The 11,702-nt window shown below is 72.9% G+C and carries 12 protein-coding genes; 2 read left to right on the top strand and 10 right to left on the bottom strand.

What is annotated here, in order from left to right; genetic code table 11:
* Nucleotides 1–221 precede the first annotated feature (221 nt).
* On the top strand, nt 222–686 hold the full coding sequence (locus tag I4I78_RS23270) for a PepSY domain-containing protein (RefSeq protein WP_218613603.1): 465 nt from the start codon (nt 222–224) through the stop codon (nt 684–686).
* A gap of 11 nt (nt 687–697) precedes the next feature.
* On the opposite strand, the gene I4I78_RS23265 is transcribed toward I4I78_RS23270, so the two are convergent.
* The 10 genes from I4I78_RS23265 to mftF form a co-directional block, all read right to left on the bottom strand.
* Nucleotides 698–1,228 carry an SET domain-containing protein-lysine N-methyltransferase gene (locus tag I4I78_RS23265; RefSeq protein WP_218613602.1) on the bottom strand — a complete coding sequence of 177 codons (531 nt, stop codon included), beginning with the start codon at nt 1,226–1,228 and terminating at the stop codon, nt 698–700.
* 71 nt (nt 1,229–1,299) lie between these two features.
* Nucleotides 1,300–1,581 carry a hypothetical protein gene (locus tag I4I78_RS23260; protein WP_218613601.1) on the bottom strand — a complete coding sequence of 94 codons (282 nt, stop codon included), beginning with the start codon at nt 1,579–1,581 and terminating at the stop codon, nt 1,300–1,302.
* A complete protein-coding gene (locus I4I78_RS23255) occupies nt 1,581–2,462 on the bottom strand; it encodes a polysaccharide deacetylase (protein ID WP_218613600.1) in 882 nt (293 codons plus the stop codon). Before I4I78_RS23255 ends, I4I78_RS23260 begins: the two co-directional genes overlap by 1 nt.
* Nucleotides 2,463–2,541: 79 nt before the next feature.
* Entirely contained in the window at nt 2,542–2,835 is a 294-nt protein-coding gene (locus I4I78_RS23250) for a hypothetical protein (protein ID WP_218613599.1), read from the bottom strand.
* Entirely contained in the window at nt 2,832–3,860 is a 1,029-nt protein-coding gene (locus tag I4I78_RS23245; protein WP_218613598.1) for a P1 family peptidase, read from the bottom strand. The genes I4I78_RS23250 and I4I78_RS23245 overlap by 4 nt, the downstream gene beginning before the upstream one ends.
* Nucleotides 3,847–4,587 carry an SRPBCC family protein gene (locus tag I4I78_RS23240; RefSeq protein ID WP_218613597.1) on the bottom strand — a complete coding sequence of 247 codons (741 nt, stop codon included), beginning with the start codon at nt 4,585–4,587 and terminating at the stop codon, nt 3,847–3,849. The genes I4I78_RS23245 and I4I78_RS23240 overlap by 14 nt, the downstream gene beginning before the upstream one ends.
* A gap of 89 nt (nt 4,588–4,676) precedes the next feature.
* On the bottom strand, nt 4,677–5,528 hold the full coding sequence (locus tag I4I78_RS23235; RefSeq protein WP_218613596.1) for a xanthine dehydrogenase family protein subunit M: 852 nt from the start codon (nt 5,526–5,528) through the stop codon (nt 4,677–4,679).
* Nucleotides 5,525–8,005 (bottom strand): xanthine dehydrogenase family protein molybdopterin-binding subunit, encoded by a 2,481-nt coding sequence (locus I4I78_RS23230; protein ID WP_218613595.1) that lies wholly within the window; start codon nt 8,003–8,005, stop codon nt 5,525–5,527. Before I4I78_RS23230 ends, I4I78_RS23235 begins: the two co-directional genes overlap by 4 nt.
* A gap of 1 nt (nt 8,006) precedes the next feature.
* On the bottom strand, nt 8,007–8,516 hold the full coding sequence (locus I4I78_RS23225) for a (2Fe-2S)-binding protein (protein WP_218613594.1): 510 nt from the start codon (nt 8,514–8,516) through the stop codon (nt 8,007–8,009).
* Nucleotides 8,517–8,869: 353 nt separating this feature from the next.
* Nucleotides 8,870–10,405 (bottom strand): mycofactocin biosynthesis glycosyltransferase MftF, encoded by a 1,536-nt coding sequence (gene mftF, locus I4I78_RS23220; RefSeq protein WP_218613593.1) that lies wholly within the window; start codon nt 10,403–10,405, stop codon nt 8,870–8,872.
* Nucleotides 10,406–10,464: 59 nt separating this feature from the next.
* On the opposite strand from mftF, the gene I4I78_RS23215 reads away from it, so the two are divergent.
* Nucleotides 10,465–11,619, top strand: coding sequence for an alkaline phosphatase family protein (locus tag I4I78_RS23215; RefSeq protein ID WP_374225899.1), 1,155 nt, complete (start codon nt 10,465–10,467; stop codon nt 11,617–11,619).
* Nucleotides 11,620–11,702: the final 83 nt, after the last annotated feature.

The following is an 11,702-nucleotide window of genomic DNA, read 5'->3' as shown; positions in this document are numbered from 1 at the left end:
TGGACCACCCGCCCGAGGGCGGGCTGCGGGTGGTGCTCGACCTCGGGCCGGCGTCGTCCTGACACGGCGTTGTCCTGGTTCGGCGTTGTCCTGGTTCGGCGTTGTCCTGGTTCGGCGTTGTCCTAAGACAGCGTTAGGGATCATGCAGCGCGCCGTTGAGGCGCCGGGCGGCACCGTGGTCGATGTCGGACAGACCGACGTCGAACCCACTGGAGGACACCATGGCCGCCCGCACCCTCACCGTCGCCGCCGTCGCCACCGCCGGACTGCTCGCCCTCGGTGGTGGCACCGCCCTCGCCCTCGGCTCCGGCTCCGACGGCCCGGTCACCCCCGTCTCGCTCGCCGCCGCCGACACCGCCCCTGCTCCCGGCGTCGACCGCGCCGCGGCCGAGCGGATCGCCCTGGACCGCGTCGGCGGCGGCCGGATCACCGACGGGACCGAGCTCGACGACGATGACGACGACCGCCAGGTCTGGGAGGTCGAGGTCACCAACGGCACCGCCGAGCACGACCTGGACGTCGACGCCGCGAACGGCGCGGTCGTCGAGCACGACACCGACGACCTGCGCAACGGCGACGACCGTGACGACGACCGGGCGGACGACCGCGGTAGCGACCGGGACGATCAGGCCGACGACCGGGACGACCGGGGTGACGACCGGGACGACGTCCGCGGCGACGACTGATCAGAGACTGATCAGATTGCCACCGGGTCGGTCATCGTGCGCAGGTACGGGGCGACGAGGTCGCCGTAGTCCTTCCGCCGGGCCGCGGGGAGGTCCTTCCATCCGGTGACCGACCCGCGGCACCCGGCGGAGCCGCACAGGCAGACCGTCGGGAAGTGGTCGACCGTGTAGTTGCGCATGGCGTAGTCGAACGTCAGCTCCTGACCGGGCGCGATGGGGCGGCGGGCCACGAAGTCGAACGCGGCCCCGCTGTTGAGGCGGACGCCGCAGTTCGGGTCGCAGGAGTGGTTCACCTTGGGGCCGAGGCCGCCGTGGCGCACCCAGCTGTCCGGACCGACCTGCGTCGCGTGGGAGTCGTTGCCGCTCAGCGTGCCGACCAGGAAGCCCACCATCACCGTCTCCCCCGCCGCGAAGGCGCGGGTGGCCAGAACCCCGTCACCGGTCCCGTCGGGTGTCCTCCGCAGCACCACTCCGTCGGAGGCGAGGTCGGAGGTGGCGGTGCGAGCGATGTCGAGTGGTCCGTTCGTAGGCAGAATTGCCATGACGGACGTGGCTCCCGGTGGGATTGTCGGCTCTCGCCGCCGGGGTCTCGGACGGTCTGGGGTGAACCCGATCAACCTACCGCGTCCGCGGCGTCCAGAACCGCGTTCCGCAACGGCTCACCGTCGCCGGCCGTGTCGAGCCCGGGGGCCGCCGCCCCGATCAGCTCGTCCAGGGTGCGGCAGACGCGGACCCTTCCGGTCCGGCCGGAGACGGTCCACCCGCCGGGCACCGCACGCACCCGGGCGTTCGGGAGGCGGGCGTCGACCACCCGCGCGACCGCGGCCCGGCGCCGCGGGCCGGCCACCCGGGCGCCGAACGGGTCCGGCGGCGCTCCCCCGCACGCGCCACACATCAGCCGGTGCGCGGGCGGCGGGTGAGGAAGTCCCGGGCGATGCCGTCGAACGTCGACCAGCGCACGCCGTCGTGGCCGCTGATGTGCTCGATCAGCCGCTCCAGCATCAGCAGCACCTGGGGGCGCCCGGAGACGTCCGGGTGGATCGTGATCGTGAACACGGCGTAGTCGGACTCCCGGTACACCCAGTCGAACTGGTCGCGCCACATCTCCTCGATGTGGCGCGGGTTCACGAAGCCGTGCGAGTTCGGGCTGGTCTTGATGAACATCATCGGCGGCAGGTCGTCGAGGTACCAGCTGGCCGGGATCTCGACCAGGTCCGTCTCCTCGCCCCGGACCAGCGGCTTCATCCACTCCCGGGCGGGCCGGTCGTAGTCGATCGGGGTCCAGGAGTCGCCGACCCGGACGTAGTAGGGCTCGAAGTCGCGGTGCATCAGCGAGTGGTCGTAGGTGATCCCGCGCTCGAGCAGCAGCTCGTTGGTGACCCGGGAGAACTCCCACCACGGCGCGACGTAGCCGGTCGGCCGCACCCCGGCCCGGTCGGTGATCAGCTCGATGCAGTGGTCGAGGATGTCCGACTCCTGCTCGCGGCTCATCGCGATCGGGTTCTCGTGGCTGTAGCCGTGCACCCCGATCTCGTGGCCCGACGCCACCACGGCGTCGAACTCCGCAGGGAACGTCTCGATCGAGTGCCCCGGCCAGAACCAGGTCGACGGCAGGTCGTAGCGGGCGAGTAGCCGGTTCAGCCGCGGCACCCCGACCTCCCCTGCGAACACCCCGCGTGAGATGTCGCCCGGCGAGTCCTCCCCGCCGTAGGACCCCAGCCACCCACCGACGGCGTCGACGTCGATGCCGAACGCCACGAAAATCTCCTTGGCCATGGGCCCATGCCACCACAGTTCGCCGGCGAGCGGCACCGTCGTCGGAACCTGTCCGACGACGGCACCGTTCGTGGGGAAGTCAGCCGGCGTCGGCGGCGGCCAGGGCGGTGGCCCGCAGCATCCGCACGTCCTCGGGGCGGGCCGCGGCGTCGAGCAGGTCGTCGAGGGTGTGGCAGACGCAGATGTAGCCGGCGATCGTGGACACCGTCCAGCCGAACTCGAACGCGCGCACGTCGACGCCCCGGCAGACCTCGTTCACCGCCCGGGCGACGGCGGTGCGCCGGCGCAGACCGATCACCCGCAGCTCGTCCGGGTCGGTCGCACGCTGCGGCCGCGGCGGTCGCGGCAGCCCACTCCACGGGTCGGCCGTCACCGGGAGACCCCCGCCAGCACGGACCGGTAGGACGGCCAGCGCCCGACCGGCTCCGCCGCGAGCAGGGCGTGCACGACGGCGCGGGCGACGACGTCGGCGGCCGCGGTGTGCAGGGCGAACGTGCCCGCCAGGTCCGGGGCCGGGCGGGTGCCGGTGGCGAGGGTGAACGCGGTGTCGCCGTCCATCACGGTGTGCACCGGCGCGATCGCCCGGGCCAGGCCGTCGTGGGCCGTCGTCGCCATCCGCCCGCAGCCGGCCTTGTCCAGCGTCGCGTCCGTGGCCACCAGCACCAGCGACGTCGCGGTGCCGGCGCTCGCCTGCCCGTTCGCCTGCCCCGCGTCGGCGGCCGCGGCGGCGAGCAGGGCCTGCGCGGCACCGGGGCCGGGCACCGGGGCGTCGTCGAACTCGCCGGGCAGGCCGCTGCGGGCGCCGAGCAGGACGCCGGTCGTCGGGTCCACCCCGGAGCCGACGGCGTTCACCACCACCAGCGCGGACACCGTGTACCCGGCGTCGAGCACCACGCTCGCGGTCCCGACGCCGCCCTTGAGCCCGCCGGCGACCGCGCCGGTCCCGGCACCGGCCACGCCCTGCTCGACGGCCGCCCCGGACGCCGCGTCGTAGGCCGCGGCGCCGAGGCCCGCACCGGGCCGGGCCGTGAAGTCGCCGCCGCGGCCCAGGTCGAACAGCACCGCGGCGGGCACGATCGGCACCACGCCGCCGGGGACCGCGAACCCCTCGCCGTCCCGCTCGCAGCGGGCCATCACCCCGGACGCGGTGTCCAGGCCGTAGGCGCTGCCGCCGCTGAGTACGAGCGCGTGCACCCGGTCGACGGTCGCGAACGGGGACAGCAGGTCGGTCTCTCGGGTGCCCGGTGCCGCGCCACGCACGTCGACGCCGCCGGTCGCGCCGCCGGGCGGGGCCAGCACGACGGTGGTGCCGCTCAGGGCACCGGGCCCGTCCAGCACGGCCTGGCCGACCCGCAGGCCCTCGACGTCGGTCAGGCAGTTCCGGTCACCGGCGCGCATGACGCCCATCGTCGCACCGCGCGGCGACCGCGGGCGCAACGGCGACCAGCGCCGCGACCGCGCCCAGCACGGGGCCGAGGCGCTTGAGCACCGGGGCACCGGCCGAGTCGAGCAGGTCGATGGCCTCGACCGGGTTGCTCTGCTGCGCCGGCTTGCGCGGGCCGGTGGTGGCCGGCGCGGCCGGGGCCGAGGACTGCTCGCCCGGGGCCGGCGGGACCGCCGGGATCGGGGACGTGTCGTCCGCGGCGTGCTTCGGGCCTGCGCCGTTGGCGTCGGCCCCGCCCGAGTTCAGCTTGTCCGCCAGGCAGGACGAGAACTGCCCGATGATCTTGTCCGCGACGTCGGAGATGACGCCCCGGCCGAACTGCGCCGGGCGGCCGGTGACGGTCATGTCGGTGACCATCGTGACGTCGGTCTTGTCCGGCCCCGCCGCGACCATCGAGCCGGTGACCTTGGCCTTGGCCGTCCCGTTGCCCCGGGCGTCGCGACCGCTGGCGTCGATGACGACCTTGTGGTTGGCGTCGTCCCGGTCGATGTAGGTGCCCTTGCCCTTGTAGGTGAGCGAGATCGGGCCGAGCTTGACCTTCACCGTGCCGGTGAACGAGTCGTCCTCGTACTCGGTGAGCGTCGCCCCCGGGAAGCAGGGGGCCACCGTCTCCGGGTTGTTCAGTGCCGCCCACGCCTCCTCGATGGGCGCGGCGATCGTGAACTTGTTCTCCAACTGCATCTGTTACAGCCTCCTCATCGGGGCGAAAAACGAGTGGGCGCCCGCCCGGGAGACCCCGGACAGGCGCCCAACCCGTCTCTCGAGAACTCTCAGCCGACGGCCGTGAGCACCGCACGACCGGTGAGCACCTTCGCCAGGTGCTCACGGTAGTCGGCTGCGGCATCGGCGTCACTCGGAGCGTGTGTGCCTTCGGTGACGTGCTCGGCCGCAGCCTTCGCGACGTCCTTGCCCGCGGCCTGGCCGACGAGGGCCTGCTCGACACCGGTCGCCCGGATCGGCGTCGAGCCCATGTTGGTGAGCCCGATCCGCGCCTCCGAGATGGTGCCGCCGTCCACCTTCAGCGCGACGGCGATGGCGACCATCGACCACGCCTGCGCGGTCCGGTTGAACTTCTCGTAGTGCGTCTTCCAGCCGGTGTACTTCGGGAACCGGATCTGGGTGAGGATCTCGGCTTCACCGATCGCGGTCGTGAAGTAGTCGGTGAAGAACTCCGCGGCCGGCACGACCCGGGTGCCGTCGGCGCCCAGGATGACGAACTCGGCGTCCAGCGCCAGCGCCGCCGCCCCGAGGTCACCGGCCGGGTCGGCGTGCGCGAGCGCGCCGCCCAGGGTGCCGCGGTGACGGACCTGCGGGTCGGCCACCGTCTCGGTGGCCTGGCCCAGCAGCGAGACGTGCTGCTTCACCAGGTCGTCGCGCATCACGTCGTGGTGCGCGGCCATCGCACCGATCGCGATCCGGTCGCCGTCCTCGGCGATCCGGCGCAGCTCCGGAATGCCGCCGAGGTCGATGACGACGCTCGGGGCGGCCATCCGCAGCCGCAGGACCGGGAGCAGGCTCTGTCCACCGGCGAGGATCTTGGCGTCCTCGCCGCCGTCCCGCAGTGCGGTGACGGCTTCCTCGACCGACGTCGGCCGGACGTAGTCGAACTTGGCCGGGATCACAGGACCTCTCCCTTGGGGTTGTTCGGGTCGATCGAACCGAGGCCGGCACCCGGCGAGTGGGTGTCGCTCGGGGTCTCCATCGGGTTGCCGCCCTTGGCGACCTGGAGTGCACGCCACACGCGCTGCGACGTGGTCGGCATCTCGATCTCGGTGACGCCGAGGTGCCGGATCGCGTCGAGCACGCCGTTGACGATCGCCGGGGTGGAGGCGATCGTGCCGGCCTCGCCGACACCCTTCACACCGAGCTTGTTTGACGTGGCCGCGGTGGACATGGACTCCGTGGTGAAGCTCGGGAGGTCCGCCGCCGACGGGATCGTGTAGTCGACGAACGTGGCGTTGACCAGGGTGCCCTGCTCGTCGTAGTTCGCCTCCTCGAACAGCGCCTGCGCGATGCCCTGGGCGAGGCCGCCGTGCACCTGGCCCTCGACGATCAGCGGGTTGATCACGTTGCCGATGTCGTCGACGCAGACGTAGTTGCGCAGCGTCACCCGACCGGTGTCGGTGTCGACCTCCATCGCGGCCAGGTGCGTGCCGTGCGGGTAGGAGAAGTTCTCCGGGTCGAACACGGCGTCGGAGTCCAGCGAGGGCTCCATGTCCTCCGGGTAGTCGTGCGCCATGAACGTGGCGAACGCGATCTCCTGGATGGCCTTGCCCTTGTCGGTGCCCTTGACCGTGAACGTGCCGTTGGCGAACTCCAGGTCGTCCTCGGACGCCTCGAGCAGGTGCGCGGCGATCTTCTTGGCCTTGGCCACGACCTTCTCGGCGGCGTTGACGATCGCGATGCCGCCGACGACCAGGGACCGGGAGCCGTAGGTGTCGAGCCCCTTCGGCGAGACCTGGGTGTCGCCGTGCAGGATCTCGACGTCCTCGAACGGCACGCCGAGCTGGTCGGCGACGATCTGCGAGAACGCGGTCTCGTGGCCCTGCCCGTGCGCGGACGCACCGGTGATGACCTCGACCTTGCCGGTGGCCAGCATCCGGATGCTGGCGGCCTCCCAGCCGCCCGCGCCGTAGTCCAGCGAGCCCAGCACGCGGGACGGCGCCAGGCCGCACATCTCGGTGAACGTCGAGATGCCGATGCCCAGCTGGACCGGGTCGCCCGAGCGCTTCCGCTCCTCCTGCTCACGACGCAGGCCGGCGTAGTCGAACAGCTCCATCGCGCGCGCGGTGGCCTGCTCGTAGTTGCCGGTGTCGTAGGTCAGGCCCGCGACGGTGGTGAACGGGAACTCCTCGTGGGAGATCCAGTTCTGCTCGCGCAGCTCCATCGGGTCCCGGCCGAGCTCGACCGCCAGCTCGTCCATCATCCGCTCGATGCCGAAGGTGGCCTCCGGGCGGCCGGCGCCGCGGTAGGCGTCGGTCAGCGTCTTGTTCGTGAAGACGTTGGAGCATGTGAACTTCAGGGCCGGGATCTTGTAGATCGCGTTGAACATGAACGCGCCCAGGATCGGCACGCCGGGCCCGACCAGGCCCAGGTAGGAACCCATGTCGGCGAGCAGGTGCACGTCCAGGCCGGTGATCGTGCCGTCCTTCTTGGCGGTGATCGTCAGGTCCTGGATCTGGTCCCGGCCGTGGTGCGCGGTGAGCATCGACTCCGAGCGCGTCTCGGTCCACTTGACCGGCTTGCCCAGCTTCTGCGCGAGGAGCACGCAGAGCATCTCCTCGGGCAGCACACCGATCTTGCCGCCGAAGCCGCCGCCGACGTCGGGGGCGATCACGCGGAGCTTGGACTCCGGGATGCCCAGCGTCACGGTCGTCATCGTGCGCAGGATGTGCGGCACCTGGGTGGCCGACCAGATGGTGATCTGCTCACCGGTCGGGTCCACCACGCAGGAACGCGGCTCCATGAACGCGGGGATCAGGCGCTGCTGGCGGAAACGGCGCCGCACGACGATCGAGTCCGGGTCGGACTCCGCCTCCTTGATGGCGTCGTCGACGCTGTCCCCGGTGCCCATCGCCTTGGAGTCGAACTGCCAGGTGGCGGAGACGTTGGTGCCCAGGTCGGGGTGCACCAGGTCGGCGCCGTCCTTCGACGCCGCCTCCATGTCCAGGATCGCGTCCTGCGGGTCGTAGTCGACCTCGACGAGCTCGGCGGCGTCCTTGGCCTCGGCCATCGAACGCGCGACGACGACGGCGACGCCCTCACCGGAGAAGCTGACCCGGCCGATCCCGAGCACCGGGCGCTGCGGGGCCTTCTGGTCCGGCGTGACCGGCCACGCGCAGGGCATGCCGACGGCCTCGGCGCCCAGGTCGGCTGCGGTGTAGACGCCGTGCACGCCCGGGGACTTCTCGGCCTCGGACTTGTCGATCGAGGTGATCGTGGCGCGGGCCAGGGTGGTGCGCACGACCGCGATGTGCAGCGTGCCGGGCGGGGTGATCGAGTCGGTGTAGCGGGAGCGACCGGCGATCAGCCGCGCGTCCTCCTTGCGGACGCGTGACTTGCCGATCTCGGTCGTGGTGGGTTCGGCGGTCGTCGTCAACTCAGTTACCTCCTCCGGCGACCGGGGCGTTCTGCGCCACGGCTCCGGGCTTCATGTTCTTCGCCGCGCTCTGGACCGACCGGACGATGTTCTGGTAGCCGGTGCAGCGGCAGAGGTTGCCCTCGATGCCCTCGCGGACCTCGTGCTCGGTCGGGTCCGGGTTGTCCCCGAGCAGGTCGACCGCAGCCATGATCATTCCCGGCGTGCAGTAGCCGCACTGCAGACCGTGGCACTCGCGGAAGGCCTCCTGGACCGGGTGCAGCTGCCCATCGCGGGCCAGCCCCTCGATCGTGGTGACCTCGCCGCCGTCGGCCTGTACCGCAAGGACCGAACAGGACTTCACGCTGCGCCCGTTGAGGTGGACGGTGCATGCCCCGCAGTTGCTGGTGTCGCAGCCGATCAGTGTCCCCGTCTTGCCCAGGGTCTCCCTGAGGTACTGCGCGAGCAACAACCGGGGCTCGACCTCGTCGGCGTAGTTCACGCCGTCGACGGTGACCCTGACCTGTGTCATGAAATCTCACTCCTCGTCCGCGACCACGCGCTGGTGGTCGCGCGGGATCTATCGGGGACCACCGAGGCTGCACCGCCGCGGGAGGCGGTGGCGCGCCTCGGCGCCGCGCACTTCGGAGTGGCGGCGCCCACATCACACTCCCGATCATCCTGCGGTGCAAGGTCGTGTATCCGCAGGTCGACGGCCTGCACGAGATTGCCCCGCGCAAACGTCGAGGACGCATCCGACCAACTTCCGCAGGCGCGGGCGCACGTTGCCCCCGATGCCGCACACGCGGATCACAGGGACAACGGAGACCACCCGTTCGGACCAGCCCCGACGGACTGGTCAAGCCTTGACAAAGTAGGCAAGGCTTACTTCGCTTTCGCGGTCGCCTTGGGCGCGGTGCCGGGGCCGGTCGGACGCAGCGGTGCGGTCGTCCGGCGTCGGAGGGCTCCGGCCCAGAGCCCCGCGCCGTAGGCCATGTCGTCCAGCCGGTGGGCGAGCAGGAAGCCCACCGGTCCGGGACGGACGGTGCGGTCGCGGTCGCGGTGGACCCACCAGTCGGCGAGCCCCTCGGCGAGCGCCGCTACGGCCACCGCCCGCCGGGCCCGCGACGAGAACGGCAGCGCCAGGACGACGACCGGCCAGAAGTGCCGGGTCAGCGCGGACCCGACCTGCCACACCGCACCGGAGAGCCCCAGCGCGGTCAAGCGCGCGGCGCAGCGGCGCGGGTGGTCGAGCCGGGTGAGCTTGCGGGACAGGCGCTCGGTCGCCACCGCCGTGACGGCGGCCGCCCCGGCCACCGACCACCGACGCTGGGCGAGCAACAGCACACAGACCGCCGCCGACCACGGGGAGAGCACCACCGGCGGCACCGCCCCCGGGTGGCGCTGCGCGAGCGGGGCCGCGCCGGTGCCGTAGAACGCCTTGCGCAGCAACCACTCCGCCGGGTCGGTGCGGTGGTCGTGGGCGACCCTCGCGGCGGGTTCGTACCGCATCCGCCAGCCGGCCGCGTGCAACCGCAGCACCAGGTCGACGTCCTCGGCGACGTGCATGTCCTCGTCGAACGCGGTGCGCCGCTCGCCGTCACCGGGCCCGGGCACGGCGTCGACGCGCACCAGCATCGCCGCACTCGGGACGTAGGCGACCCGGGAGCGGGGGACGATCAGGGCCGGGTCCGGGCCGAGGTCCAAAGAGGACCGGACGGCCTCGTAGCGGGCGATCGCGCCGTTCACCCCGCCCCGGTCCGGGACCGGTCCGAGCGCGACGATCCGCGGGGCGACCAGCGCGACGGCCGGATCCGCCGCGTGCGCGAGCAGGGGCGCGAGCCAGCCCGGCTCCGGCACGACGTCGGAGTCGAGGAACACGACGAACGCGGTGTCCGCGGCGGCCACCCCGGCGTTGCGGGCCGCGGCCGGGCCGCGCGGGCGCTCGTGGCGCAGGACGGTCCCGCCGGCCTCCGCCACGCCGTCGGCGACGGTCCGCGGGTCGTCCGACCCGTCGTCGACGACGACGAGACCGCCGAGGTTCGCCGGCAGGGTCGACAGGAGACGGAGCAGCGGCCGGTCCTTGACCGGGACCACCACCGTCACGTCCTCGGCGCCCGGGACCTTCTCCCCGTCCGGCTCGTGGTCGGCCGCCACAGGAAAAGCCGGGTGCGCCAGGCCGGAGTCGAGCAGCCGGCGGGCGAGCGCACGCGTCGTCGGGTCGGTGACGGTCAGTGCGGTGCGCGGCCCGGCCGGGAGCAGGTCACGGGCCGTGCGACTCAGGTACATCAGGCGGGGTGGGGCGCCGCCGAGCAGGGCGGCGCCGCCGTCGACCCGGCGGACGCGGCGGTCCAGGACGACCCGGAACGCGTCGGGCAGGCGGAGGTCGTGCGGTCCGTCGGCCGTGGCGGGGAGATCCATCCCAGGAGCGTGACACTCGCCGTTCGCCCGCGGGAGGCGGACTCGTCACACTTGCCCGCGTGACCGAGATCCCGGCGCCCGAGCCCCTGCTCCCCCGCTACGGCGCGGGCACCCTGTCCGACGTGCTCCCGGCCCTGCTCACGTCGTTGGGAACGGGCGTCGGGACCGATGTCGGCGCGTTCGACCTCCCGCCGTCGCGGGCGGCCGGGCTGCTCCTGATCGACGGGCTCGGGCACGAGCTGCTGACCGCCCACGCCGCGGACGCCCCGGTCCTGGCCGCGATGGCCGACGCCGGACCGTTGACGGTCGGGTTCCCCTCCAGCACGCCGATCAGCCTGACCTCGCTGGGTACCGGACTGCCACCGGGTGCGCACGGCACGCTCGGCGTCCGGTTCCGCGTCCAGGACACCCTGCTCGACGCGCTGAGCTGGAAGGACGGCGACACCGACCTGCGCGAGCGGCTGGTCCCCGAGCAGGTGCAGCCGGAGCCGACGCTGTTCGAGGGGGCCGCGGCGGCCGGTGTGGAGGTCACGGTCGTCTCCGGGCGGGAGTTCCGCACGTCGGGCCTGACCCGGTCCGGGCTGCGCGGCGGGACCTACCGGGGCGTGCACGCCCTCGGTGACCTGGCGACCGCGTTCCTGGCCGGGTTGAGCGGCCCCGGTCCCCGGCTGGCCTACGGCTACCACTCCGAGCTGGACCTGCTCGGCCACCTGCACGGGCCGGGATCGGCGCCGTGGCGCTGGCAGCTGCGCCAGCTCGACCACCTGGTGGGGATGCTGCTCGAGCAGCTGCCGGCCGGCGCGCTGCTGGCCGTCACCGGCGACCACGGAATGGTCGGGCTGACCCGCGTCTACGACGCCGACGCCGGCGACGACGTGCTGCTCTCCGGCGTCGCCCTGCTCGGCGGTGACCCGCGGGCCCGGCAGATCTACACCCGCCCGGGCGCCACCGACGACGTGCTCGCGACCTGGCGGGAGACCCTCGGCGACGACGCCTGGGTGCTGTCGGGCAAGGAGGCGGTGGACCGCAACTGGTTCGGGCCGGTCGGGGACGGCATGCGGGACCGGGTCGGCGACGTCGTCGCCGCGATGCGCGGCACGGCGGGCGTCGTGCGCTCGACGGCGGAGCCGTTGATGGCAGGCCTACCCGGCCAGCACGGGTCGCTCAGCACCGCCGAGCAACTCGTCCCCCTCCTGGTGGCGCCGCCGCGCTGACCCGGCGATCCGTGCGTTGCGGCCCCGGTGCCGACCCGGCCTCCTGCTGACGACGGGACCGGGACCGGGACCGGGAGTCTCCG

The sequence above is a fragment of the Pseudonocardia sp. KRD291 genome (assembly GCF_019263595.1).
In the GTDB taxonomy this organism is placed as follows: Bacteria; Actinomycetota; Actinomycetes; order Mycobacteriales; family Pseudonocardiaceae; genus Pseudonocardia.
This window is presented reverse-complemented; position numbering and strand designations above follow the sequence as displayed.